Source organism: Maricaulis maris MCS10, assembly GCF_000014745.1.
GTDB lineage: Bacteria > Pseudomonadota > Alphaproteobacteria > Caulobacterales > Maricaulaceae > Maricaulis > Maricaulis maris_A.
In genome coordinates, this window is the sequence record NC_008347.1 from 3,278,459 (window position 1) to 3,304,577 (window position 26,119).

At 62.7% G+C, this 26,119-nt stretch carries 22 protein-coding genes and 1 pseudogene; 12 read left to right on the top strand and 11 right to left on the bottom strand.

The genetic code is table 11. The annotated features are described in order from the left end of the window. Positions 1-20: 20 nt before the first annotated feature. From dnaJ to dnaK, 3 genes are read right to left on the bottom strand one after another with little or no spacing between them, the layout of a single operon-like run. Positions 21-1,208 carry a molecular chaperone DnaJ gene (gene dnaJ, locus MMAR10_RS15440; RefSeq protein ID WP_011644924.1) on the bottom strand — a complete coding sequence of 396 codons (1,188 nt, stop codon included), beginning with the start codon at positions 1,206-1,208 and terminating at the stop codon, positions 21-23. Continuing rightward, a complete protein-coding gene (locus MMAR10_RS16530; protein ID WP_011644925.1) occupies positions 1,208-2,074 on the bottom strand; it encodes an FkbM family methyltransferase in 867 nt (288 codons plus the stop codon). Before MMAR10_RS16530 ends, dnaJ begins: the two co-directional genes overlap by 1 nt. A 57-nt stretch (positions 2,075-2,131) precedes the next feature. Further along, positions 2,132-4,042, bottom strand: a complete 1,911-nt coding sequence (gene dnaK, locus MMAR10_RS15450) for a molecular chaperone DnaK (protein ID WP_011644926.1) — start codon at positions 4,040-4,042, stop codon at positions 2,132-2,134. Between the two features lie 312 nt (positions 4,043-4,354). On the opposite strand from dnaK, the gene MMAR10_RS15455 reads away from it, so the two are divergent. Continuing rightward, on the top strand, positions 4,355-4,993 hold the full coding sequence (locus MMAR10_RS15455) for an alpha-ketoglutarate-dependent dioxygenase AlkB (RefSeq protein WP_011644927.1): 639 nt from the start codon (positions 4,355-4,357) through the stop codon (positions 4,991-4,993). Between the two features lie 20 nt (positions 4,994-5,013). Here the strand turns inward: MMAR10_RS15455 and MMAR10_RS15460 are convergent, their stop codons facing one another. The 3 genes from MMAR10_RS15460 to hrcA form a co-directional block, all read right to left on the bottom strand. Beyond that, positions 5,014-6,534, bottom strand: coding sequence for an FMN-binding glutamate synthase family protein (locus tag MMAR10_RS15460; RefSeq protein ID WP_011644928.1), 1,521 nt, complete (start codon positions 6,532-6,534; stop codon positions 5,014-5,016). A gap of 106 nt (positions 6,535-6,640) precedes the next feature. Beyond that, positions 6,641-7,273 (bottom strand): nucleotide exchange factor GrpE, encoded by a 633-nt coding sequence (gene grpE, locus MMAR10_RS15465; RefSeq protein ID WP_011644929.1) that lies wholly within the window; start codon positions 7,271-7,273, stop codon positions 6,641-6,643. 7 nt (positions 7,274-7,280) lie between these two features. Next, on the bottom strand, positions 7,281-8,360 hold the full coding sequence (gene hrcA, locus MMAR10_RS15470) for a heat-inducible transcriptional repressor HrcA (protein ID WP_011644930.1): 1,080 nt from the start codon (positions 8,358-8,360) through the stop codon (positions 7,281-7,283). 145 nt (positions 8,361-8,505) lie between these two features. Between hrcA and rph the strand changes: the two genes are divergently transcribed. Then, complete coding sequence (rph, locus tag MMAR10_RS15475; protein WP_011644931.1) at positions 8,506-9,222, top strand: ribonuclease PH; 717 nt, start codon at positions 8,506-8,508, stop codon at positions 9,220-9,222. Here the strand turns inward: rph and MMAR10_RS15480 are convergent. The 3 genes from MMAR10_RS15480 to MMAR10_RS15490 all read right to left on the bottom strand — a co-directional run bounded on the left by MMAR10_RS15480 (position 9,219) and on the right by MMAR10_RS15490 (position 11,464). Next, entirely contained in the window at positions 9,219-10,394 is a 1,176-nt protein-coding gene (locus MMAR10_RS15480) for an alpha/beta hydrolase (RefSeq protein WP_041637076.1), read from the bottom strand. The genes rph and MMAR10_RS15480 overlap by 4 nt on opposite strands. Positions 10,395-10,665: 271 nt before the next feature. After that, complete coding sequence (locus tag MMAR10_RS15485) at positions 10,666-10,896, bottom strand: helix-turn-helix domain-containing protein (protein WP_011644933.1); 231 nt, start codon at positions 10,894-10,896, stop codon at positions 10,666-10,668. Positions 10,897-10,909: 13 nt separating this feature from the next. Next, positions 10,910-11,464: a DUF2975 domain-containing protein gene (locus MMAR10_RS15490; protein ID WP_011644934.1), complete on the bottom strand. Its 555-nt coding sequence runs from the start codon at positions 11,462-11,464 to the stop codon at positions 10,910-10,912. Between the two features lie 381 nt (positions 11,465-11,845). Here MMAR10_RS15490 and rdgB point away from each other — a divergent pair, with 381 nt between their 5' ends. Beyond that, the gene (gene rdgB, locus MMAR10_RS15495) at positions 11,846-12,439 is read left to right on the top strand and encodes an RdgB/HAM1 family non-canonical purine NTP pyrophosphatase (RefSeq protein ID WP_011644935.1); all 594 of its coding nucleotides are present in this window, start codon (positions 11,846-11,848) and stop codon (positions 12,437-12,439) included. Then, on the top strand, positions 12,436-13,605 hold the full coding sequence (gene hemW / locus MMAR10_RS15500) for a radical SAM family heme chaperone HemW (RefSeq protein ID WP_011644936.1): 1,170 nt from the start codon (positions 12,436-12,438) through the stop codon (positions 13,603-13,605). Before rdgB ends, hemW begins: the two co-directional genes overlap by 4 nt. A 3-nt stretch (positions 13,606-13,608) precedes the next feature. On the opposite strand, the gene MMAR10_RS15505 is transcribed toward hemW, so the two are convergent. Then, the gene (locus MMAR10_RS15505) at positions 13,609-14,958 is read right to left on the bottom strand and encodes a penicillin-binding protein activator (RefSeq protein WP_049755775.1); all 1,350 of its coding nucleotides are present in this window, start codon (positions 14,956-14,958) and stop codon (positions 13,609-13,611) included. Here MMAR10_RS15505 and rsmI point away from each other — a divergent pair. From rsmI to MMAR10_RS16535, 8 genes and pseudogenes are all read left to right on the top strand, one after another. Next, positions 14,957-15,859 carry a 16S rRNA (cytidine(1402)-2'-O)-methyltransferase gene (rsmI, locus tag MMAR10_RS15510; protein WP_011644938.1) on the top strand — a complete coding sequence of 301 codons (903 nt, stop codon included), beginning with the start codon at positions 14,957-14,959 and terminating at the stop codon, positions 15,857-15,859. The genes MMAR10_RS15505 and rsmI overlap by 2 nt on opposite strands. After that, positions 15,856-16,239, top strand: a complete 384-nt coding sequence (locus tag MMAR10_RS15515) for a YraN family protein (protein ID WP_011644939.1) — start codon at positions 15,856-15,858, stop codon at positions 16,237-16,239. The genes rsmI and MMAR10_RS15515 overlap by 4 nt, the downstream gene beginning before the upstream one ends. A gap of 105 nt (positions 16,240-16,344) precedes the next feature. Then, positions 16,345-17,037 carry a BON domain-containing protein gene (locus MMAR10_RS15520; protein WP_011644940.1) on the top strand — a complete coding sequence of 231 codons (693 nt, stop codon included), beginning with the start codon at positions 16,345-16,347 and terminating at the stop codon, positions 17,035-17,037. Beyond that, a complete protein-coding gene (gshB, locus tag MMAR10_RS15525) occupies positions 17,037-17,984 on the top strand; it encodes a glutathione synthase (protein WP_041637993.1) in 948 nt (315 codons plus the stop codon). The genes MMAR10_RS15520 and gshB overlap by 1 nt, the downstream gene beginning before the upstream one ends. A 205-nt stretch (positions 17,985-18,189) precedes the next feature. Further along, positions 18,190-19,719 (top strand): YifB family Mg chelatase-like AAA ATPase, encoded by a 1,530-nt coding sequence (locus MMAR10_RS15530; protein WP_011644942.1) that lies wholly within the window; start codon positions 18,190-18,192, stop codon positions 19,717-19,719. A gap of 408 nt (positions 19,720-20,127) precedes the next feature. Continuing rightward, entirely contained in the window at positions 20,128-22,101 is a 1,974-nt protein-coding gene (locus MMAR10_RS15535; RefSeq protein ID WP_011644943.1) for an ATP-binding protein, read from the top strand. Between the two features lie 119 nt (positions 22,102-22,220). Then, positions 22,221-22,448: pseudogene (locus tag MMAR10_RS17240) on the top strand (MFS transporter); the annotation flags it as partial. Positions 22,449-22,526: 78 nt separating this feature from the next. Then, complete coding sequence (locus MMAR10_RS16535; RefSeq protein WP_190273978.1) at positions 22,527-23,750, top strand: MFS transporter; 1,224 nt, start codon at positions 22,527-22,529, stop codon at positions 23,748-23,750. 9 nt (positions 23,751-23,759) lie between these two features. Here MMAR10_RS16535 and MMAR10_RS15545 read toward each other — a convergent pair whose 3' ends face one another. Further along, entirely contained in the window at positions 23,760-26,045 is a 2,286-nt protein-coding gene (locus MMAR10_RS15545) for an NADP-dependent malic enzyme (protein ID WP_011644945.1), read from the bottom strand. Positions 26,046-26,119: the final 74 nt, after the last annotated feature.

Genomic DNA, 26,119 nt, shown 5'->3' on the forward strand with positions numbered 1-26,119 from the left:
ACGCCGCCAATTCGACGTGGTCAGCCGGCGTTGGGCCGACCGTCATCGGTTGTGACCTCGTCCCAGAACTGTTTGACTTTGTTGAAGAAGCCGGCGCTGTCGGGGTTACAGCCTTCGCCGGACAGGTCGCAAAACTCCTTCAGGAGCTCTTTCTGCCGGTCGCACAGATTGCGGGGCGTCTCGACGAACAGCTCGACAATCATGTCGCCGCGCGGGCCGCCACGAAGTCGCGGCATGCCCTTGCCCCGCATGCGCATCCGCTTGCCGGTCTGGGCACCTTCGGCGATCTTCATCTCGGCCTTGCCGCCTTCGATAGTCGGCACCTGGATGGTGCATCCCAGCGCAGCCTGCACCATGGATGCCGGCGTTCGGCAATAAAGGTTCGGACCGTCACGTTCGAAAATCTCGTGTTCACGCACGGAGATGAAGATGTAGAGATCGCCACGTGGTCCGCCGCGGGCACCGGCTTCACCTTCGCCGGCTAGCCGGATCCGGGTGCCATCCTCGACGCCCGCCGGAACAGTCACGTTGAGGGTACGGGTCTTGCGGACCCGACCGACACCATCGCAGTCATTACAGGGTGTCTTCACATACTGGCCGCGCCCACCACATTGCGGGCAGGTCTGCTCCATGGTGAAGAAACCCTGGGAGCGTCTGATGCGTCCGGCACCCTGGCAGGTGCCACAGGTTTCCAGCTCGGTGCCGGGCTCATTGCCTTGACCATCGCAGCGCTCGCAATTCATGGCGGTCGGCACCTTGATGGTCTCATCCTTGCCGTTGAAGGCATCCTCGAGCGAAATTTCCATGTCGAAGCGCAAGTCAGATCCGCGCGCAGGGCCCGCCTGGCCGCGACCGCCCCGTCGACCACCGCCGCCACCCATGTTGAAGGCTTCGCCGAAGACCTGTTCGAAGATGTCGGCAAAATCCGCCGCACCGCCGCCGCCACCGAACGGGCCCTGGCCACCGCCCATACCGCCACCCTGTTCAAACGCGGCATGACCCATGCGGTCGTAGGCGGCGCGTTTGTTCGGGTCGGACAGGACAGAGTAAGCCTCCCCTACGACCTTGAACTGGGCCTCGGCCTCGGCGTCGCCCGGATTGCGGTCCGGGTGGTATTTCATGGCCTGTTTGCGATAGGCGCTCTTCAGCGTCTTTTCGTCGGCAGTCTTGTCGACACCCAGAACTTCGTAGAAATCACGCTTGCTCATTACTCGTCACCTGTCGGCAGGACCAGAACTGCGTTCTGCCGCATTTGCTGGGCTAGTTGATAGCCGTGTTCAAGACAGAGACCGGCGGCGCCATCTGTGATGGCTGCTTCATGCCGGGTCTCAAGAAGGATCATTTTTGGCCAGAGGCTGCGGGGCGCGTCAGTGAAAAATCCCTTGAGGACGAGTTCTTCGAAGCCCTCAATATCCATTTTCATGACGTCAATCCGGTCGGCCCCGGCATCGGCTAGGGCGGCCTTCAGGGGGCGCAGGCGAATTGTATCACCGGTCTCGCTGCCTGAAGCGACATGGACTTCGCCGCGATTGGTCGCGGACTGAACCATCGCGCCTTCGCCCTCTTCAGCGCCGAGCGCATAGGGCAATACCGTCACCGACGTGGCATTGGAAACACCAAGATTGAATTCAAGTCGACGCCGGTTTTCGATATCGGGTTCGATCGCAATTGCCTTGACCGGCCGTGATTGCACCATGGCATCGGCCAGGACAGACAGGGTGTAGAGGCCTGCATTGGCGCCGGCATCCACGAAAACGAAAGGGTCATTGACCGGCTTGGCTTCCATGGCGTCGCGAATGGCGCGGCGTTCGGCATTGTCCCAGCTCTTCGAGCCGGCAAAGACGCGTTTCTCGCAACGATTGTCGCGCAAATGCACGCGGGCAAACTGACCCGGGAAGACTTCGATGTCAGCAATGTCCCGGCCGCCGGACATCAGGGCCCGCCGCACGACTGACTCCGCACTGCGCCGCAGTGCGTCGCCCGGCAGGGCTGTGGGCAAGCGCCGGAGACGCTCCGCCAGCGGCGAGAGCGCAAAGGCTCCGAACGGAGCTGTCAGGGGATCAGGACGGGTCATGGTCACGCTCTTGGTCTGGACCGGGAGGGTATGAAACCCTCCCGGTCAAACCGGACCTTACGCGTCTTTCTTCTTGTCGTCGTCGACTTCGGAAAATTCCGCGTCGACCACGTCTTCATCGCCCTCGGCGTCCGACTTGGCGTCGGCTTCAGCGGCCTCGGTCTGCTGGGCCGCATACATGGCCTCGCCGAGCTTCATGGCCGCCTGGACCAGAGCCTGGGTCTTTTGCTGGATGGCTTCGAGATCCTCGCCATCCTTGACTTCTTTCAGCTCGGTCAAGGCTGCGTCGATGGCATCCTTGTCTTCGCCCGGGACCTTGTCGCCGAACTCTTCGAGCTGCTTCTCGGTCTGATGGATCATCGCTTCGGCACCATTATGCGCCTCGACGAGCTCCTTCTTCTTCTTGTCCGCGTCGGCATTGGCCTCGGCGTCCTTGACCATCTGCTCGATATCATCGTCCGACAGACCACCGGAGGCCTGGATGCGGATCTGCTGCTCCTTGCCGGTCGCCTTGTCCTTGGCGGACACGTTGACGATGCCGTTGGCGTCGATGTCGAAGGTGACCTCGATCTGCGGCAGGCCGCGCGGCGAGGGCGGGATGCCGACCAGGTCGAACTGACCGAGCAGCTTGTTGTCCGCCGCCATCTCACGCTCGCCCTGCGACACGCGGATGGTCACCGCGGTCTGGTTGTCGTCGGCGGTCGAGAAGGTCTGCGACTTCTTGGTCGGGATCGTCGTATTGCGATCGATCAGGCGGGTGAAGACACCGCCCAGCGTCTCGATGCCCAGCGACAGCGGGGTCACGTCGAGCAGCAGCACGTCTTTCACGTCGCCCTGCAGCACGCCGGCCTGGATGGCAGCGCCCATGGCCACGACTTCGTCCGGGTTCACACCCTTGTGCGGGTCCTTGCCGAAGAAGCCTTTCACGGCTTCCTGCACCTTGGGCATGCGGGTCATGCCGCCGACGAGGACGATATCGTCAATGTCGGACGGGCTGAGGCCGGCATCCTTGAGCGCTTTCTTGCAGGGCTCGAGCGTACGCTTGACCAGATCCTCGACCAGGGCTTCCAGCTTGGCGCGGGAGAGCTTGATATTGAGGTGTTTCGGGCCCGATGCGTCGGCCGTGATGAAGGGCAGGTTCACTTCGTAGGAGGTGGCCGAAGAAAGTTCCTTCTTGGCCTTCTCGGCTTCTTCCTTCAGTCGCTGGAGGGCCAGCTTGTCGGACTTCAGGTCGATGCCGTTCTCTTTTTTGAACTCGTCCGCGAGGTATTGGACGATGCGCATGTCGAAGTCTTCACCGCCGAGGAAGGTGTCACCATTGGTGGCCTTCACCTCGAACACGCCGTCACCGATTTCCAGGACAGAGACGTCAAACGTGCCGCCGCCGAGGTCGAACACGGCGATCGTCTTGTTCTCACCCTTGTCGAGGCCGTAGGCCAGGGCCGCCGCGGTCGGCTCGTTGATGATGCGCAGGACTTCCAGGCCGGCGATCTTGCCGGCGTCCTTGGTGGCCTGACGCTGGGCGTCGTCGAAATAGGCCGGGACCGTGATGACGGCTTTCTCGACCTTTTCGCCGAGATAGCTTTCCGCGGTTTCCTTCATCTTCTGAAGCGTGAAGGCGGAAATTTCTGACGGGGAATATTTCTTGTCACGACCCTGGACCCAGGCGTCATTGCTGTCCGACGGAACAATCTTGTAGGGCACCATGTCGATGTCCTTCTTGACCGTCGGGTCGTCCATCATGCGGCCGATCAGGCGCTTGATGGCAAAGAAGGTGTAGTCCGGGTTGGTGACAGCCTGGCGCTTTGCCGGCTGGCCGATCAGGCGCTCGCCATCCTCGGTGAAGGCCACGACGGACGGGGTGGTCCGCACACCTTCGGAATTCTCGATGACCTTTGGTTGGCCGCTTTCCATAACAGCCACACAGGAATTGGTCGTACCCAGGTCGATGCCGATGACCTTGCTCATTGATCGTCTCTCCGTTTTTTCCAAGCGGGACCCGTCCGGCGAATGCAAAGCCTTCGAGTGAAGCGCCCCGCATCCCGCTGACTGCCCCCTTCGGGATCGTCATTGATGATTCCGGTGTGCCGACACCGGTGTTGGTTCAATCCGCAAGGTATAACCCTGCGCTTGATGGCGATTTAGGGAGGCGGGGCGAGGAGTGCAAGGCCTGTCTCAGCTGCGTTGCATGTCACTCATACGTATTTGATATGACTCAAGGCTGACCCGTTCGCAAAGTCCGGGTAGTCAGCGCGCAGCTTGCGGCCCATCTTGGGGGGGATGAGCACGCCCTTTGTCATGCCCGACGGTTTCCGTCTCCTGCCTGGAAAACTCTCCCGTCCGGTGCAGCAGACGCTGATCGATGCAGTGGTAGCGGTGCAGGAGAAAACGCCCTTCTGGCGCCCGTCCATGCCGCGCACCGGCCAACCCCTGTCAGTGAGGATGACCAATTTCGGGTCATTGGGATGGGTTACCGACAAGACCGGTGGCTACCGCTATGAGCCGCAGCATCCCGAGACCGGACAGGTGTGGGCTCCCATGCCGAACCTGTTGACGGATCTTTGGCGTGAATTGGCGGCCTATCCGGCCGATGCCGAGGCTTGCCTGGTCAACTGGTATGCGCCTGACAGCAGGATGGGCCTGCATGTCGACTGGGATGAAGAGGCGACCGACGCGGCCGTCGTCTCGATCTCGCTGGGTGACAAGGCGCGCTTTCGCATTGGTGGTCCCCAGCGTGGCGGCAAGACCGGCTCGATGGTGCTGTCATCCGGCGATGTGGTGGTCCTCGGCGGCGAGGCGCGACGCTGCTATCACGGCGTCGACCGGATTTATCCGGGCACCTCGACCCTGCTGCCGCCGGACGCCTTCCCCGGCGGTGGCCGGATCAATCTGACGATGCGTCGGGTGAAACGTCCCTGACGGATGGGGATCAGGCCTGATCAATCCTGGCCCGGAACCTGACGGTTCGGCGCTTCGTCATCCGGCAGGTAATCCAGCGCCGTCATCGGCAAGGATTGACCGCTGGCTTGAACGATCCGTACATGCTTGCGGCCCAGACGCCGAGGCTCGGGCACGCCACAGGAATGGGCGATCATCTCGACATGCTCGCGGATCGTGTTGGCATATTCGGCCACCCGGTCGGCCTTGTCCTTCACGACCAGGCCGCGCTGCAGGCTCTTCTTGTGGGTGGTGACGCCGGTCGGACAGGTGTTCTGGTGGCATTTCAGGGCCTGGATACAGCCCAGCGAGAACATGAAGCCGCGGCCGCACTGAATGAAGTTGGCGCCGGCCGCCAAGGCCCAGGCCACGGCACCGGGGGTCAGCAACTTGCCCGAGGCGATCACCCGAATCCGGTCTATCAGGCCATAGCGCTCGAGCAGGCTGACGACGATCGGCAGGCTTTCGCGAATGGTCAAACCGACATTGTCCATCAAGGCCATGGGGGCTGCGCCGGTGCCGCCATCGCCGCTGTCGATGGTGAAGAAGTCCGGGGCGCTGTCCGGGCCGCGCTTGGTGATCTCGACGCACATCTCCTCGATCCAGCCATAAGCGCCGATCACAGCCTTGAAACCGACCGGCTTGCCGGTGACTTCGCGGATGTGCGCGATCATGTCGAGCAGGCCGCCGATATCATCGAATTCCGGGTGTCGGTTCGGTGAGATCGAAGCCTGCCCCACCGGAATGCCCCGAATGTCGGCGATGTCGCGCGTCACCTTTGCGGCTGGCAGGATGCCACCCTTGCCCGGTTTGGCACCTTGGGAGAGCTTGAGCTCGAACATGCGCACCTTTTCGTGCGCCGCGACTTGCCGCAGTTTTTCGTCCGACAGGCCACCTTCCGCATTGCGGACGCCGTATTTGGCGGTGCCGATCTGGAAAACAATGTCGCAACCCCCTTCCAGGTGCATGGGCGACAGGCCGCCCTCGCCTGTATTCATCCAGATGCCGGCCTTCGCCGCGCCGCGTGAAAGTGCGCGCACGGCGGGTTTTGACAGCGAGCCATAGCTCATGCCGGAAATATTGAAGAAGGAGGGGGCGTCGTAGGGTATGCGGCTATTCGGCCCGACCCGCATCGGTTGCGTCCGGGCGGCGTGATCATCCAGCAGGGGAAAGGGGCAATTGACGAAGATCGCATTGCCCGGCTTGTCCATCGGTTTGGTGGAGCCGAAGGGGATCGTGCCGCCCTTGCCTTCCGATGACCGGTAGACCCATTCACGTTCGGCCCGGTTGAAGGGCAATTCCTCGCGATCCATCGCAAAGAAATATTGCCGGAAAAACTCTCCCAGCGTTGTGAACAGCGAGCGGAAACGACCGACGACGGGATAATTCCGGCGTATGGCGTCGCGGGTCTGTGCGATGTCCGCCGCATACATCAGCAGGATCACGAAGGCCGCCACGCCAATGGCCAGAACAAATATCTGGGTCAGGACATTCATCACGTCCATCGCCCAAGCCGGTAACATCGACATGATCACCTCCCGCGCATGCCCGCATCATCATGGCTTGGTCCGCCGATGGATGCGAGCCTTCAATGGGTGACCTGCCGCAGGCGTGATCAGACGTGAGCTGTCAGGCCTTCATGTCGACATTGCCGCCAGAACCGCCCGCTGCGTCAGCGCCACCGGCGGCCGGGCCGGAGGAGACGGCAACCATGGCGGCGCGCAGGGTCCGCTCTCCGATCACGAAGCCGGTCTGCATGACCGCGGCAATCTTGCCGGCACCCTGATCCGACGGGATCTGGGCTACGGCCTGATGCTTGTGCGGATCAAAGGTGTCACCGGGCTGCGGGTCGACCTTTTTGACACCATGGCGCTCCATCTTGGAGATCAGCGCCTTTTCGGTCATCGCGACGCCTTCGACAACATTCTTCACCGCGTCCGGCACATCGGCCAGCGCGGCCTCGTCGACAGAGCCGACAGCCCGCGAGAGATTGTCGGACACGTCCAGCATGTCCTTGGCAAAACTGGAGACCGCATAGCTGCGCGCGTCGGCAACATCGCGCTCGGCGCGGCGACGGGTATTTTCCGCTTCGGCCAGGGCTCGCAGCAGCTTGTCGCGCATGGAGTCGAGTTCCGCGGTCAGTTTCAGCACCGGGTCCAGCTCGTTCTCGGCTTCACCGGCATCGTTCGATGCCTCGGCTTTGAAGGCTTCGTCTTCCGGCGTTTCAATGTCGTCTTGCGGCTTGTTCTCTGTGTCGCTCATTTTGTCTTCACTCTCGCGATCGGGCGCTGTCCAGTATCTGTCCGACCACACGGGCGGTGTAGTCGACGAGGGGGATAACACGGGCATAGTTCAAACGGGTGGGGCCAATTACACCCAGCGCGCCGATGATTTCCTGTTCGGCATTCATATAGGGAGCCACGATCACACTGGAACCCGACAGGCTGAAAAGCGGGTTCTCGGCGCCGATGAACAGGCGCACGCCTTCCGCGTCGCGGGCCTTGTCCAGCAAGGTGACCAGCTCTTCCTTGCGCTCGATGTCCTCGAACAGCAGGCGGATGCGCTCCAGGTCGCCGACGGCATCCAGACTTTCCAGCAGTCGGGACTGGCCGCGCACGATAAGTGAGCGCTCCTGCCCCTTGCCGCCGCTCCAGTCCGCCAGGCCTTGCTTGACCAGGCCTTCGGCGGCGCTGTCGAGGGCCGAGCGGCGTTCGGCGATTTCCTGCTCGATGGCCTTGCGGGCGTCGCTCAGGGTCCGCCCCTTGAGGCGTGTCGACAGATAGTTCCCGGCATCGATCAGCGCCGCCGGGGGAATGCCGTCGGGCGTGCGCATCAGCCGATTCTCGACGCTGCCATCCTCGAACACCAGCACGCCCAGCATCTCGACCTTGGACAGTGGCACGAACTCGACATGGCGCAGCGGCGCTTCGCGTTTTTGGGTGACGACCAGCCCGGCACCACCGGACAGGCCGCCCAGCAATGAGGTCGCCTCGGTCAGCAGGTCCTTGGTCGAGCGCCCCGACATCGAGACCTGGCCTTCAATCGCCTTGCGCTCATCGGCCGACAATTCGCCAACTTGCAGCAGCCCGTCCACGAACAGGCGCAGGCCGGCATGGGTCGGCATCCGTCCGGCGCTGGCATGCGGCGCGCTCAACAGCCCGAGATCGGCCAGGTCCGCCATGGTGTTGCGGATCGAGGCCGGAGAAAGGGTGAGATTGCCGCTTTGCGACAGGGTCCGCGAACCCACCGGATCGCCTGAGCGCAGATAAGCTTCCACGATCTCTCGAAAGATCGTGCGCATGCGGTCATCCAGTGCGGCCAGGGCCGATTGCGGAGCGGTCAGGGACATGACCTATCAATTAGTCGCGCCGGGGCGCCTGTTCAATCCGCTTTGCGAGCCAAGCGCCAGCGTCCGGTCGCGACATGCCTGCTTGATGCCGGCCCGCAACGCCGCTAGGAGCGGGGTCGATATAGCCGCCAAACCGGAGATGATGATGAGACCCCATGGACGCGCTCGCGATGCAATGCGTGAAATCAAGCTGGAAGCCGGTGTCTCGGTCTATGCGGAGGGCTCCTGCCTGGCTCGCTTCGGTGGCACGCATGTGCTGTGCACGGCCAGCATCGAAGAGAGCGTGCCGCCATGGATGCGCGGGGGCGGCAAGGGCTGGGTGACAGCAGAATACGGCATGCTGCCGCGGGCCACCCATACACGGTCACGCCGTGAGGCGACCGCCGGCAAGCAGTCCGGCCGGACCCAGGAAATCCAGCGCCTGATCGGTCGCTCCCTGCGCGCCGTCGTGGATCTCAAGGCGCTCGGTGAACGCCAGATCACCATCGACTGTGATGTGCTGCAGGCCGATGGCGGCACACGCACAGCAGCAATCACCGGCGCCTGGGTCGCACTCAAGCAGGCCACCGGATATCTGATCGAGGAAGGCTTGCTGACCAGCGACCCGGTGCACGGCCAGCTCGCGGCCATCTCCTGCGGCGTGATTGATGGTGAGACCCGCCTCGACCTCGAATACGAGGAAGACCGTCGCGCCGAGGCCGACGCCAATTTCGTCCTCACCGACACAGGCGGCATCGTCGAGATCCAGGCCACGGCGGAAGACAAGCCGATTCCGGAGACCGATTTCGACCTGCTGTTCGCGCTCGCCAAGGCCGGTGTTGTCGATCTGTGCGAGGCGCAACTTGCAGCGTTGAAGGGTTAGTCGGAAGCGGGCACGCAGTCCTCGGCTGCCGGAAAGGCTTCAGTGAGGGTGGAGGCGAACAGCTGTTCGAAAGCCAGCGGTGAATGGCCGGAAGCGTAAACGGTGAGGTTTGCTTGACCGCCTGCTTCAGTGATGCGGCGTACAGCTTCCTCACTATCTGGGAGAAAATTCGGCTCGTAGAGCCCGGCGCTGATCTCGAAGGCTACGTGCCGGCTGATCGAATCGGACGCCTGAAGCGCATCAAGCCAGCCAAATGATGCCGCGCCGACGACACCAAAGCGGTCCGGGTGCCTCAAGGCGGTTGAAATAGCCCAGGCCGCTCCATTCGAGTTTCCCGACAGCATGCGCTCTCTGGCGAGCGTCGATCCGCCGTACTGTTCTTCAACCAGTGGCAAGACCTCCTCGAGCAGGAAGCGCTCATGAGCGAAGTATCGAGGCTGATCAAATTCCCAGAGATAATCGCCAGCGCGAAGTCGGGACTGGGATCGAGGATCACCTGCTGCGGGGTTTTCGGTGGCTAATCCGACAATGATAACTGGCTCGATGAGGCAGGACTGTGCGAGTGAATCGGCAATTGGCCCATAGTCATAGGCATTCCCGCCATCTGCCAGATACACGACTGGGACTTGATGAGGATTTTGAGGCTCTGCTGGCTGGTAGATATATATAGATCGCTCGTGGTCGAGTGCGATAGCCGGCATGATGATGCGGGTCATTCGAGCGTCGGACATCTCCGCGCGCCGCACGGGCGGCGGCGCCCCCGGTCCACGATATTTTGGCGTTGTACGCCAGTTCATTGTGTCTTGGTCCGGTAACGGAATGGGCCAGATGTCGATAAACGCTTCGTCGATGCGAGATAGCCTGAAGGCGGTGGCCCAAACATCTTCGCCGACGTGTTCCATTTCCGATTGCAAGGCGCAGCACAATCGAACCGGGCCAACGGCGCGTCGGGCCGCGATGTAGATCACATCGTCATTAATCCAGTAGGACTGGATAGCCTCCCCGAGATGGTCTGAGGCTGATTGAAAGTCCACGGCTCCAATAAGTTGGCAATATGCGTGCTCGTCGAGGGTACAACCGGGTTCCCCGTCCGGGTTGATCGATTGAACGGGTTGATCAGGCTCGTCGGTGGCAAGCAATCCGGAAATGATACCCAATAAGAAAATGAACATGTCAGCGTTTGGCCACAATCAGAACGGGTGTTTCAACACTATGGCCATCGAAAGGGTTGCGCTGCAAGCCCTGCTTGCTTGTTTCATTGGGCGAGCAGGTTACTCTTGGGACTCCACTGCAATGCGGTGAATTAGAGAACAGACGGCGGGAGTGCGCTGGGGGGCTGGAAACGGCCCGCACGGCCTCTTTGGGAAGGGGCTACCGTGCAGGCCCACCCCCGCCGTCTGTCCCGTCGACCCGAAGGTCGGCGGTTCTGTGAGACGCGCGCGCCTATCCGGCTGCGTCGGCGTCGTCATCCTCATCATCAAATCCAAGCAGGTCGCCGGGTTGGCAACCCAGTTCGCGGCAGAGCGCTTCCAGGGTCGAGAAGCGGACGGCCTTGGCCTTGCCTGTCTTGAGGATGGACAGGTTGGCCATGGTGATACCGACACGGTCGCAGAGTTCGGTCAGCGACATGCGGCGCTCGAGGAGCATGCGATCAAGAGTGACGCGAATGGGCATGGTGTGCGTCTCCCTATATCGTCAGTTTTTGTTCTTGGCGCATCCGCGCGCCTTCGCGGAACACTTCCGCCAGTACCAACAACGCCAGAACGGCAAACCAGGCGCCGAGGTCGAAACTGCCCAGCTTGTTGATTTCCACCCCGCCGACGACCGGCGCATCGGCGTGCAACAAGGTCATCACCATCGCGACAGCGCCCTGGGTGAGATAGCGCAGAACCTGGAAGACGGCGATGGCGATCGCGATCATGCGGAGATGACCGGCATTCTCGGGCACAAAGGGGTCGCCGGCGACAAGCGTTGAAAAGATCCGGCGAAGTCGGTCATTGACGACCAGGAATGCGATTATGTGGGCGATCAGGATCGGATAGGCCCCACCAAAATCCCGGATCGCCTGAAACAGGTCGGTCAGGAAATTCGGCGAATAGCCGAGCCAGTCCATCGCCAGGAGGGTTCCTGTGGCAATCAGGACAAGGGCAGCAAAGGCCAACAGACCCCAGGCCAGGTACCAGACAATGTCCAGTACCACCTTCAAGACGGATACCAGTGATCCGCTCCCCAGTGTCTTCATGACCGCCCCTTCCCTGTTAGGCGTCGCACGCGAGATCCGGAGACCCTAGTCCGGCCTGCCGGATCTCACGCGACTTTTTCCATCATGCCGTGACCGGGGCAATCGCGTAGAACGCACCTGCCGCGACCGAGACCAGCAGCATCACGTTGATGGCGATGGAGCCGATCATCTGGATGCCTGATTTGTTGGACCTGACCATTTCACTGTTTCCTTTCTCTTGTATCTGACCAATTACCGTTGTCATTCATGTTGTTCGGGCGACGTTTCCCGCCCTTGTTGTTTATCGATAAACAGAAAGATCGATGGGCGCAAGCGAAAAATATCGTTTTTCGATATGAATTTTTCGAAAGGCGATATGTAAACCGATCGAAAGGGCTAAAAATGGTGCGCGAAACCTGGGTCCTCGCCAGTCATAACGCGGGCAAGATCAAGGAGATGGAGCAGATTCTCGCGCCATTTGGCGTGACCCTGAAAAGTGCTGCAGACCTCGACTTGCCTGAACCCGAAGAAACCGAAACGACATTTCGGGGTAATGCGGCCCTGAAGGCGCGCGCCGCCTGTGAAGCGACCGGCTTGCCCTGTGTCGCTGACGATTCCGGTCTGGCGGTCGATGCGCTGGGTGGCGATCCCGGTATTTACTCAGCCCGCTGGGCTGGTGAGCCGCGGGACTTCCAGCGCGCGATGCAGCGGGTCGATACCGAATTGTCCCGCGCCGGAGTGCCCGACCGGACCGCAAGATTTGTCTGCACGATAGCGCTGGCACGTCCCGGGTCGGAGGTTCGCTTCTTCGAAGGTGAAGTCGTCGGCGAGATTGTGTGGCCGCCCCGTGGGGCCGGTGGATTTGGCTATGACCCGATCTTCCAGCCTCTGGGACACGACATCACGTTTGGAGAAATGAGTGCCGACGGCAAGCGCCAGCTCAGCCATAGGGCGCGTGCTCTCGATGCCATGATCGCCGCCGAGTTCGGTTCGTGACCGGAACGGGCGACCGCCAGCTCGGCAATGCGCTCGGGCTCTACCTGCATTGGCCCTATTGCGCCCGGATCTGCCCCTATTGTGACTTCAACGTCTATCGCCCCAAGGGCGATGACGAGGCGCTGCTGAGCGCCATTCTGGCCGATATGGCGGACTGGCGGGACAAGACCGGCGGTCGGCGACTGGCGAGCCTTCACTTTGGTGGCGGTACACCATCCCTCATGAAGCCGGACTGGATCGCCCGCGTGATCGACGCCGCAGATAGCCTCTGGGGCTTTGAAGACGGGGCGGAAATCGGACTGGAAGCGAACCCGGCGGACCGGGCGCGATTTGCGGCGATCGGCAAGGTCGGCGTTGCGCGACTCTCCCTGGGTGTCCAGAGTTTTGACGATCGGGTTCTTGCGGCGCTGGGCCGCGACCATGACGGCGCCCAGGCGCGTCAGGCCATCGAGGCGGCGCTTTCGGCGTTCGAACGGGTTTCCGTCGACATGATCTACGCCCAGTCAGGCCAGACCAATGATGCCTGGAAGCGTGAGCTGGGTGAGGCCCTGACCAGCGGTGCCGGCCATGTCTCGGCCTATCAACTCACCATCGAGCCGGGGACTGCTTTCGGCAAGCGCTCCGAGCGCGGCGAAACCCTGGCAGTCGATGGCGACGGAGCGGCTGTTCTCTATGAGGCCACGCAGACGCTATGCGCGAGCCAAGGGTTTCCGGCCTATGAGGTGTCCAATCACGCCCGCTCGCCGGCCGATCAGTCGGTCCATAACCGTATCTACTGGGAAGGCGGTGACTGGATCGGCGTCGGTCCGGGGGCCCATGGCCGGTTGGGGCAATCAACACTCGATGGCCGGGTCGCGACCACAGCCTGCCGTCGACCGATCGATTATATCACTGCCGTCAATACGACCGGTTCCGGTGTCGGGGCCGATGGGACCGAACGGCTGGCACCGGGCGACGACCTGGTAGAGCGCGCCTTTCTCGGCCTGCGTGTCACCGACGGGCTGGACCTGGATCATCTCCACCGGACAACAGGTGTCGCCCTGAATGCAGAGGCTATCGACCGGATGATCGGCGATGGTTTTCTGCAACGGGCCGGTGTCCGCTTGAGGCTGACCGAACAGGGCCGTCTGCTCGCCGACCGCGTGACCCGGGAAATCCTGCCCTAGGCCCTAGAATGCGGCTTCCGGTTCGAATGACAGCGGAGCCGGTTCGATCTCGCGGAATCCGCGTGACCGCATCTCATAGATGGCCAGGCCGCGTTCGATCATGCCGGTTGCCCGGAAGCGGAACAGGCCGTCGGCACCCAGGAAGCCCTGGTCTTCTTCAATTGCCTCACGGCTGAAGCCACGCTCGCCACCATCCAGATGAGCTGCCAGGCTCATGGCGTCATAGGCGAGGCTGGCGATCCGCGATGGTTCGCTGCCATAGCTGGATTCATAAGCCGTCTCAAAGGCCGTGCGGGCGCTCAGGTCGGGTCCGGCAAACCAGCCGCCCCGCAGGGCGGGCTCACGCAAAAGGTCGGGATCATTCCACAGGCCGGTGCCCAGAAAGCGGACCACAAGAGGGTCGACAGCCTGGGAAATCAGGAGCGGCCCCAGCGCCCGCAGGCGGGTGCCACCTTCCGGCAGCATCACAGCCTGGAACGGCGCTTCCGGATCGGGCTCCCACTCCAGCAGCCGCAACTCGTCGGCTTCTTCCGGTGTCAGCGGCTCAAAAACACCTTCCGCCAAACGGGCCGAGGCGCGGGCCATGGCCTCGACATCACCGGTATAGAAACTCTCGGCCGCAATGTATCCGCCGGTCAGTGCGGCATTGTCCTGCAGCGCCGCGTGCACCGCCATGCCATAACGGTTCTGCGGGCCGAGATAGGCGAAACGCTCGACACCGCGACGGGTCGCATACTCTGTAATCCGGGCGACCTCGATCTCGGGCGGGAAACTCATCAGATAGACGCCGTCGCCGGCGACGGTGGTATCTGTCGTGAAGGCGATGATCGGTATGCCGGCCTGCCGAGCAACCTGGCCTGCTGCTGACACTGCCGGGCCGAACAATGGGCCGATGATGATGTCGGCACCATCCTCGACGGCGGCGCGGGCTGCCTCACGGGCGCCCTCGGCGGTACCCTGGGTATCTTTCGGAATCATCAGCAAATTGCCGCTGCCGCGTTCAAACAGCGCGAGTTCGGCCGAATGCAATAGTCGTATCGCTTCGGATCGGGCACCGGAGCTGTCGGCCGAGAACGGCAGCAGGACAGCAACACGGGCGAGGTCACGGTTGGCCATGTGTGGCGGGATGAGTCCGGTCGCGACCGGTTCCTCGACCGGTTCCGGCTCGATCTCGACCGGTTGCTCGACGATGGGTTCCTGCGGAATGATGACAGGCGGCGGCGGTGTGGTCTGGGTCGTGCCGCACGCTGCAAGGGCGCCGACCATCGAGATGACAGCAAGGCAGCGCAGGGCGCGGCTTTGTGCCAGAGTGCCGATCGGCGAGGCGATACGCGAATTGAAGACTGAAAGCATGACCGAAACATCCCGGGAAATTCTTGGCGAAGCTATCCGCCGCGGCGGCAAGGAGCAAGCGCTCGGGCCGGGCCTTTATCTGGTTTCGACGCCGATCGGCAATTTGCGTGACATTACCTTGCGAGCTCTGGACGTCCTGGGTCAGGCGGATCGGGTCCTCGCCGAAGATACCCGTGTCACGCGTCGCCTGATAGACGCCTATGGGCTGAAGGTCGAGCTGACGGCCTATCACGACCATAATGGTGAGCGTGTCCGCCCCGGTATCCTGGACGATCTGGAGGCAGGTGCCCGGATTGCTCTGGTGTCGGACGCGGGTACGCCGCTCGTCTCCGACCCGGGCTACAAACTGGCCCGCGATGCGATTGCTGCCGGCATACCGGTCATCGCCATACCTGGCGCATCTGCGGTCCTGGCGGCGCTCGCCATCGCTGGCCTGCCGACCGACTGTTTCACCTTCGCCGGATTCCCGCCGCAAAAGGCCGGACCGCGAGAGGCTTGGCTGGAACCCTTTCGGCATGTGCCTGGCAGTCTCGTCTTCTATGAAGGCGTGTCCCGATTGCCGGCCATGATGGCCAGCCTGCACAAAATTCTGGGTAATCGTTCGGCTGCGGTCTGTCGCGAGCTGACCAAAATGCATGAAGAGGCCCGACGGGGCCCTCTGTCCGAGCTGGCCGCCCACTATGCCGAAGCTGGCGCACCGCGCGGCGAGGTGGTGATTGTTGTCGGCCCGCCGTCCGCCGACGACTGGGATGCAGGCCGGATAGACGCCGCCTTGCGGGCTGCGCTTGAAGACATGCGGGTCAAGGAAGCTGCCGGGCATGTCGCCGAGGCATCGGGTTGGTCGCGACGTGACGTCTACGCGCGCGCCCTGGCGCTCAAGGGCGGGGACACGCCGCGGTGACCCGCGCCCGACGGCAGGCCGAGGCCCGTGGCCGTTGGGCAGAATGGCTGGCCATGGCCTGGCTCGTCGCCAAAGGATATCGCCTGCTTGACCACAGAGCTCGTACGGCTGCCGGAGAAATCGATCTGGTTGCGCGTCGCGGCGAGTATCTGGTCTTCATCGAGGTCAAGGCGCGCGCAACGCGTGCCGAGGCGCTGGATTCCATCGGGCCTCGCCAACGGGGCCGGATTACCCGTGCCGCCTCGATCTGGCGAGCGCCGCGATCCTCGCTGCATCATTTGCACCTGCGCTACGACCTGGTTCTGGTGGTGCCGGGACGCTGGCCACAGCATCGGCGGGCGGCCTGGGTGCCGGGTGACAGCGCGCGCGACCTTTTGTGACGCCGTGCTCTCGATGCCGCTTGGCCGACGCGCCGCGACTTGTCATGGTAGCGCGTCTGCAAATGCCTAAGCTGCGGCACGGGCGATTCGACAGGAGTTTCGTGCATGGCCAACCGCTTATCCTCATTCTCACTCGTCTTGGTCCTGGTGGCCGCCGGGATTGTGCCCGCGGCGTGCAGCAGCGTCGGCTCGGTTGGTCAGGAGCGCTCGATCGGGCGGCAGCTGGATGACACCAACGCCTCGGTGGGCATCAAGTCGGCCATGTTGCGGTCCGAAGGCTTCGCGCTGGATGGCGTCGATGTCGAGGTGACAGAGGGGATCGCCTTGTTGACAGGGCGTGTGCCACGAACTGATGACCGTCTGATGGCTGAATGCCTGGCCTGGTCCTCGGTGGCGGTGCGCAATGTCGCCAACGAGATCGAGGTCGGGGACGGGCAGGGATTTCGGGATCGCGCCCGTGACGCCGAGATCACCGCAAGGGTCAACGGTCGCCTGATTTCCGACCGTGCCGTGCGATCAATCAACTTCAATGTCGAAACGCGGAACAGCCGGGTTTACCTTCTCGGCGTTGCCCGCAACCGGGGCGAGCTCGAGCGGGTCAGCGCCCATGCCTCACTGGTCGAGGGCGTGCAGGAGGTTGTCTCCTATGTTCGTGTTGCCGGTGTGCCGACAAACTTGCCGGCCCGTGGCGAACGTCGGGCCGAGGCCTGTGTGGGTGAAGCCAATCCCGGGGTTGAATCCCGCCCCGGCGAGCCTAACTCCGGTCCGCAATTGCTCGGTGGCTCGGAGACAAGATGATGGCGTGGCGTGTTGCGGTCCAGATGGACCCGATCGAAACAGTCAATGTGGACGCGGATACGACGTTCGCCCTGATGGAAGAGGCGCAGGCGCGCGGGGCGGAGCTTTTTGTCTACCATCCTGACCAGCTGGCCTGGCAGGAGGGTCGCATCATGGCCCGGGCCCGCCCGGTCAGGGTGAAGCACATCCAGGGGGAGCATGCCGACCTGGGCGAGGTGCGCACACTCGATCTGGCGAGCGATGTCGATGTGATCCTGATGCGTCAGGACCCACCCTTTGACATGGCCTATCAGACGGCCGCCCATTTGCTCGAAATGCTCAAGGGTCAGACGCTTGTGTTGAATGACCCGTTCTGGGTCCGATCGAGCCCGGAAAAGATCCTGCCGCTTCTCTATCCCGAAATCATCCCTCCGACCCTGATCACACGCGATCTGACAGCGCTGACGGGATTTCGGGACCGGCATGAGGACATCATCATCAAGCCGCTCTACGGCAATGGCGGGGCGGGGGTGTTCCGCCTCAAGCCCGGCGACGGGAATTTCTCTGCTCTGCTCGAGACCTTCTTCGCCCAGTCACGCGAGCCGGTGATCGCTCAGGCTTTCCTTCCGGCCGTGTCGGCAGGCGACAAGCGCATCCTGATCATAGATGGCGTGCCGGTCGGTGCCATCAACCGCGTACCGCAGAGCGGGCAGACCCGCTCGAACATGCATGTCGGCGGCGTAGCCGAGCCATCAGACCTGTCTGACAGCGACATGCGGATATGCGATGCGATTGGCCCCATCCTGAAGGAGCGCGATCTTGTGCTTGTCGGCATTGATGTGATCGGTGACCGCTTGACCGAGATCAATGTGACCTCGCCAACCGGCGTGCAGGAACTCAAACGCTTTTCCGGCGTCGATGCCTGTGCCGCCTTTTGGGATGCTGTCGCGCGACGTATCGGTTCCTGAAAATACACGTTTGACGTGTTGTTCTAAATCGTGCATGGTTTGTTCCTGTTTTGATCTTCATGTGATCGATCCTGTGGAAAACCCAACGATGCCGGATGGTTAACGGTATCAACGGTTGGTGCGGGTCGCACGGAAGATCTGGTGGCGGGGCGCAACACAGGCGGAACCCTGTGAATCAAAGCCCCGGTATGTCGGGAGAAACAAAGTGGCCGCGCGAACGGCATCTGTCGCTTTTCATGGCTCCGAAGCCCGCCTTGTGGATGTGCAGGTCCAGGTTGCGGGCGGGTCGCAGCCTATCTTTTCCATCGTCGGCCTCGCCGACAAGGCGGTTGCCGAAAGCCGGGAACGGGTACGAGCGGCATTTTCGGCGCTGGGGTTGTCGCTGCCGTCCAAGCGGCTGATCGTCAATCTGGCACCGGCCGACCAACCCAAGGAAGGCGCGCATTTCGATCTGCCGATCGCGATCGGGGTGCTGGCAGAGCTTGATATCCTGCCCAAGGATGTGGCCGAGGACTATCTCGCATTTGGTGAATTGGGGGCGGACGCCCGCATCCGGTCGGCGCCCGGTGCGCTTCCGGCTGCCGTCGCGGCCCATGCCGATGGCAGGGCGCTTATCTGTCCGGAAGGCTGTGGTCCGGAAGCGGCCTGGGCCGGGGGCGATCTCGCCATTTTGGCACCGGCTACGCTTATCCAGCTGATCAATCATTTCAAGGGCAGCCAGGTCCTAGACCGGCCCGCCCCCGGCGAATTGATCGAGGCTGGGCCGGATGTCGACCTGAAACAGGTCAAGGGGCAGGAGGGCGCGAAACGGGCCCTGGAAATAGCTGCTGCCGGTCACCATAACCTGTTGATGATCGGCCCGCCGGGATCGGGAAAGTCGATGTTGGCGGAACGCCTTCCCGGCTTGCTGCCGCCGCTGACTGCGACGGAGCTGCTGGACGTGTCGATGATCCACTCGGTCGCCGGCCTGCTGGAACGCGGTCGGTTGACCCGAAATCGACCTTTCAGGGCGCCGCACCACTCGGCCTCCATGGCGGCGATGGTCGGTGGAGGCAGTCGGGCGAGGCCGGGTGAGGCCTCGCTGGCTCACCGGGGCGTCCTGTTTCTGGACGAATTGCCGGAATTCCATCCACAAGTTCTCGATAGTCTGAGGCAGCCGCTTGAAACAGGGTCGATCACGGTCGCCCGGGCCAATGCCCATATCGCCTATCCGGCCCGTTTCCAGCTGGTCGCGGCAATGAATCCCTGTCGCTGCGGTGGCGGCGGCGGGACCGGGGAAACATGCCGTCGCGGTGCACGCTGCGCCATTGACTACCAGGCCAGGATTTCCGGTCCGATGATTGATAGGATCGACTTGCAGATCAGGGTTCCGCCAGTCACACCCGCCGACTTGGCCCTGCCTGCTCCGCCCGAGGGCACGGCGGAGGCTGCGGCACGTGTGGCTGCGGCCCGGGAGGCGCAACTCGAGCGCGGCCAGCTGAACGCCCACCTGCCGACCGATCAGCTCGACCATGTCGCGGCTCCGGACCGAGCTGGAGAAGCGCTACTGCAAGAGGCCGCCCTGCGCCAGTCCCTCACCGCGCGGTCTTACCACCGGATCCTCCGTGTTGCGCGGACCATTGCCGATCTCGATGGCCAGGAAGCCGTGAGGCGGCTGCATATTGCCGAGGCCCTGTCCTGCCGGCGTGGCCTTCGTGATGCTCAACAGGCAGGCGCGAAAGCCCTGTCTGGCTGAAGGTTTGCCGCGTGCTTTATCGGTCGCCGGTCGGGATATGGGCTGTCGGGTCCCCATTGAGCTCGGGCGATGAACGGTGATGGCCGCTTGTGACCGGGCAGCAGTGCCCCAACCGCCTGGACCCATGTTGGCTGTGGCATAACGCGTACGGGTTTAGCGGGCGCATCACAGGCCGCCCCGTTGAACTCCCACCGTTGAACTCCCACGGTTGAACTCCCGGCGCTGCAATCCTGTCGTTGAAGCCCCGTCCCCTCAGCCCGGTCCCCACAGTCCCGTCCGTTCAGCCCCGTCCTCGAAGCCCCGTCCCGTCAGCCCCGTCACTGAGGCCCGGGCGACGAAGCCGTGTCGCCGACGCTTCATTAACCCGGACAGGTTATGACCGTAGCGGATCGTATTCGAGGACAGGGCATGGCTGACGAGCCAGGAGACCGCGGATCAGCGAATGAATTGCCGGACCCGCCTGTCGGGGCGGACGGCGCTGTTTGCACGCGCGCGGGTGAGGCCGAAGCCTCCAGTCCTTCCAATGCCGGTGTGAACCCGGGCGAGACCGGGCCCGGCTTTGCATCGGGCCCGTCCTTGCCGACCGGATTGGACACCCTTCTCCTGACTGCGCTCGATGCAACCGGCGAACTCATTCTGGTGCGCGGCAATGGCGGCCAGGTCCGCTATGTCAATTCGGCCTTCCTGACCGCTTTCGGCGGTGAACGTGATGATTGGGTCGGCCGCTGGTTTTCGGTCGCACCCCCTGTCACCGCACAGAATTCCCGTCGATACGAAATGCTGATGCGAACCCGTAAGGGGGCCATCTGGATCGAGTGGGATGAACGCCTTCTTCCGGATGGCGCCGGTGTCATCTCGGTCGGGCGCGACGTAACCAGCCGCCGCGCGGCCCATGAAGACCTGGAAGCATCCCAGCGCGCCAAGTCTCTGTTCTTTGCTGCAGTGACCCACGAGCTGCGCACACCGCTCGCCGGGGCGCTGGGCGTATCGCGACTGCTTGAAGGCACCGCGTTGAAGCCCGACCAAGCCGACTATGTCCGCTCGATAGCGGCTTCGGCTGACCATGCGCTGGCCATGGTCGACGACATTCTCGACCTGTCACGCCTGGAAGCCGGTCGTCTGGAATTGCGGCCCGAAACCGTCGATATCGCGGAGCTGGTCCGGGAGACCGTCGAACTGGCTGCTCCGCGCGCGCAGGAGAAAGCCCTGGAGATCGGGGTGGTCCACGCGTTCGGCGCGCCGACGCGGGTCACGGGCGACGCGGCCCGGCTCAAACAGATCCTCTATAATCTGATCGGCAATGCGGTGAAGTTTACCGCGGCCGGCGGGGTTCGCATCGATATAACCAACGCGCCGGACAGCGAGGGCCGCGACCGCCTCGCCCTGTCGGTCAGCGATACCGGCCCCGGTATATCCGAAGCCGACCAGGAAAGCCTGTTCGAGCATTTCGAGCGCGGTGCGGCCGAGCGCGACGGGGCTGAGAGCGGCGCCGGGCTGGGCCTTGCCATGGTCCGACGCCTCGCCGACGCCATGAACAGCGCCATGGGGGTGGAAAGTCGCCTGGGCGAGGGAGCCCGCTTCTGGCTGATCTTCGATCTGCCTGTTCTCGCGCTGCGAACCGATACTCCTTTGGCCGGTCGCCGGCTTTCCGTAGCCAGCGACAATGTGATCCTGCGCGATAGCCTGTGTGACCAGCTGATCGCACTGGGTGCAAAGGTCATTGTTCTGGATGGTCCCCTTGCCCTGTCCAGGGCGGTTGATACCGATCTGATCTGGGATGCGGACTGGGCTGGCGCTGCGCCGGCAACCCGATCCTGGCAATTGGTTACGCCGGCAGAAAAGGCCAAGCGCCCGGATCTGGTCGTTGGCGGAGACTCCAACTGGTTCGTCAAGCCGGTGCGAGCCGGGACGCTGGCCGCCCAATTGGGTAATCCAGCTGGCATCGGCCAGATGCACGCCCCTGGAGCCAGTGCCCGGCGCCGCTTCCAGGCGGACCTGTCCAGCCTCCGCATTCTGGTTGCAGAAGACGATCCGGTAAACGCGCTGATTGCCCGTAAGTCTCTGGAACGTCTGGGTGTCGATGTTTCGCCCGTGGACCGGGGCGATACCGCACTGGAGGCGCTGCAGGCCGGGGGTTTTGATGCCGCCCTCCTCGATCAACGCATGCCGGGTCTCGATGGCCCCGATGTCGCACGCCAGGCACGCGAGGCCGGCTGCCATCTGCCGCTGATCGCCCTTACCGCCAATGACAGCGAAGCAGACCGCAAGCTCTGCCTGGCAGCCGGGATGGACGAATTCCTCACCAAACCGCTCGACGCCGACAAGCTGGCCGACATCCTCACCCGCTTGTGCCGCCCCGGAAACCGCGCCAGCATGGGCTGACATCGTCCCCCTGCCGAAGTGGTAAGCTAATGTCCAACTTCCGAGAAACTGCCGGCGTCGCGGGGCAGCGCACTTTCATGCAATCCCTTGTCGTCTATGCGACGCCGGTCATGATCTCGATGTTGATCCTGGGTTTTGCGTCCGGGCTCCCACTCTACATGGTTTTCCAGAAGTTATCCTACTGGCTCCGCGATGCCGGGATAGATCGTTCGACCATCGGTTTCTTTTACTTTGTCACACTGGCCTACACTCTCAAATGGTTGTGGGCCCCGGTCGTCGACCGGGTCAAAATACCCCTTCTGTCCAAGCGACTCGGCACTCGACGGGCATGGATGGTCACCGCAATCGCTGGGACGGTCATCGCGCTCGGGTTTGTCGCGACGACGGACCCTACAGGGGCATCCTATCGCCGTGACGACACGGGCATGCGACTGGCCCAGATCGAAGTGGGCGAATATCAGGTACTTTTGGACTCACTGGCGACCGCCGAAGCCGACCCGGATCGAAGTGCCGGTGATGTCATTGGCAATGTGATCCACCCGGTCGAGGCGGTTCTGGACGAATTTGGCGCTCAGGTGGTGGAGTTACCGGAAGAAGAGTACCGACGCTTGTTGTCGCTTGTGAGAGAAGACGAGCACTTTGAGGCCCTCTCCGTATTTCGAACTCTCGCGACCCTGCTTCCGATCGCTATTGCGGCATTGCTGCTGGCATACTCCGGCGCGACCCTGGATGTGGCGATTGATGCATGGCGGATCGAGTCGGCATCCAACGACATGCAAGCGACGATGGCGGCCGCGTACTCCTTTGGCTACCGAATCGCCTACATGACGTCCGGCCTGGGTTTGGCGATATCCGAATGGTCCAACTGGCATGTTTCTTTTCTTGTCATGGCTGCCGCGATGGCAATCTCGGCCGGCCTGGTGTTTTTCATGAAGGAACCAAAGGCCGGTGTTGGACGCCGGGCCCTTGAGGGCAGTTTCGGGGTGAAGGTCGTCAATGCCGTGTGGCAGCCCTTCAAGGACTTCTTCGCCCGCCTCGGTTGGTGGATCATCCCTGTTGTCGCGCTGATCTCGCTCTATCGAATCAGTGACTTCACCATGGGGGTGATGGCGTCGCCCTTGTATTCAGACCTTGAATTCGATCGCGCTGTCGTTGGCGGCATACAGGCAGGACCCGGCCTTGCGGCGACGATGTTTGGACTGTTTGTGGGCGGTGTGACGGCACTGCGGATCGGCATGATGCGGGCCTTGGTTATAGGGCTGGTCATCACACTTGTGACAAACGGCGCCTATGCTTGGCTGGCCGCGACCGCGCAGCCCGACGAGAGTTGGAAACTGCTGATCGCGATCGTTGGGGACAATCTGGCCGGCGGCTTTGTCACAACGGTCTTCATCGCATATCTGTCGAGCTTGGTTGATCCCGCAAGTGCGGCGACCCAGTACGCGTGGGTTAGCTCATTCTACGCCCTGTTCGCGAAGTTTCTGTCGGGTTTTTCGGGCGTACTGGCGGACGCCGTCGGCTGGGTTGCCTTCTTTGTAATCACGGCGGCCTGGACCATTCCGGCGGCCATCCTTCTTGCCGTCGTCATCCGGTTCGGACCGGCAGCCGCAAGAGGCGAACACAAATTCGCGGAACGACAGACAGAATAGCCCTGACCCCTACTCCGACAGTCCGCTCTCCACATCATGCTTGTCCGGATCATAGGCCGCCAAGGCGGCCAGCGTGGTGATCTCTGAGACCGAGGCACCGAGCCGCGCGATCTGGACCGGTTTCTCGACGCCGACCAGCATCGGGCCGATCACCGTGGCGCCGCCCGCCATGCGCAAAAGCTTGGTGGCGATCGAGGCCGAGTGGATGGCGGGCATGACCAGAACGTTTGCCGGGCCCTTCAGTCGGGAGAAGGGGTAGAGGAAGCGGTGGGACGGATCGAGCGCGACATCGACATTCATCTCGCCCTCGTATTCAAAGTCGACGCCCCGCTCGTCAAGGATCTCGACGGCCCGGCGCAGCTTGTCCGAGCGATCGCCGGATGGATTGCCGAAGGTCGAATAGGACAGGAAGGCGACACGCGGCGTGAAGCCAAACCCCTTGGCCGCGGCTGCTGTTTCGATGGCGATGTCCGCCAGCGCTTCTTCGTCCGGGAATTCCGCGATATTGGTGTCGGCGATGAACAGGGTGCGGTTCTTGGCCAGGGCTATCGACATACCCATGACACGTTGGCCCTCGGCCGGGTCGAGGACTTGTGAAACATCATCCAGGGCTGCGCCATAGGAGCGTGTCGTACCAGTGACCATTCCGTCGGCATCGCCCAGCTTGACCATGCAGGCGGAGAAGACGTTGCGGTCATTATTGACCAGGCGTTGCACGTCGCGCTTGAGATAGCCCTTGCGCTGCAGGCGGCCGTACAGAAAGTCGGAATAGTCGGCATTGCGGTCGGACAGGCGGGCATTGACGATTTCGATCGCGTCCTCCGGCACGCCGACCAGACGCATGTTGGCGCGGGTGATTTCCTCGCGCCCGACCAGTACCGCCTTGCCAAGCTCCTGGTTCTGGAAGGCGTAGGCCGCGCGGATGACGGCGGGTTCCTCGCCTTCGGCAAAAACGATGCGGCGACCATGACCCATGACCGCGCCCTGGATCCGCTGCAGCAGGGCGGCTGTCGGGTCGAGGCGGCGGGCCAGCGAGGCGCGATAGGCCGCCATGTCCGGGATCGGCTTGCGGGCGACGCCCGTGTCCATCGCGGCCTGCGCCACATAGGGCGGGACATAGGAGATCAGGCGCGGATCAAAGGGTGACGGGATGATGTAGTTCCGGCCAAAACTCGGTCGAGCGCCGTGATAGGCTGCGGCGACCTCATCGGGCACGTCTTCCTTGGCGAGGGCCGCCAGGGCTTGTGCCGCGGCGATCTTCATCTCCTCATTGATCGTCCGCGCCCGAACGTCCAGCGCGCCGCGGAAGATATAGGGAAAGCCGAGGACATTGTTGACCTGGTTGGGATAGTCCGACCGACCGGTGGCGACGATGGCATCCTCGCGCACAGCGCGGGCATCTTCCGGCGTGATCTCCGGGTCCGGATTGGCCATCGCAAAGATGATCGGATCCTTGGCCATGGTCTTGACCATGTCCTGGGTCAGGGCGCCGGCGACTGACAGGCCGAGGAAGCAATCGGCTCCGTCGACAGCCTCGGCGAGGCTGCGTTTATCGGTCTGGACGGCATGGGCGGCCTTCCACTGGTTCAGATTGTCGCGTTCGCTGTGGATCACGCCCTTGCTGTCACACAGGATGGCATTGTCCGGGTGAACGCCCATGGCCTTGAGCAGTTCGAGCACGGCAATACCCGCCGCGCCGGCGCCATTGACCACGACGGTCAGGTCCTCGATGCGGCGATCGGTCAGCTCGCAGGCATTGATGATGCCGGCGGCGGAAATGATGGCCGTACCATGCTGGTCATCATGGAAAACCGGGACATCGAGCAGTTCGCGCAGGCGCTGCTCGACGATGAAGCTTTCCGGTGCCTTGATGTCTTCCAGATTGATGCCACCGAACGTGTTGCCAATGCGTTTGACGCACTCGATGAATTGCTCGGCATCCTCCTCCTCGACCTCGATGTCGATGGCGTCGATATCGGCGAAGCGTTTGAACAGGACGGCCTTGCCTTCCATCACCGGCTTGGATGCCATGGCGCCCAGATTGCCAAGGCCCAGGATGGCGGTGCCGTTGGAGATCACCGCGACCATATTTCCCTTGGACGTATAGTCGTAGACCTTGTCCGGGTCCTCCGCGATGGCCTTGACCGGCACGGCAACGCCGGGGCTGTAGGCAAGCGAGAGGTCGCGCTGGGTGGCCATGGGTTTGGTCGGCGACATGGCGAGTTTGCCGGGAACAGGTTCCTTGTGGAAGGCGAGGGCATCCTCGTCCTCGACTCGACTGGTTCTGTCGTTCATCACCGATGTCCTTGTAAGATCTGAAGTCCCGGGGGATACAGCGCTCTAGCCGCTTCGCACCCTTGCACGCAAGG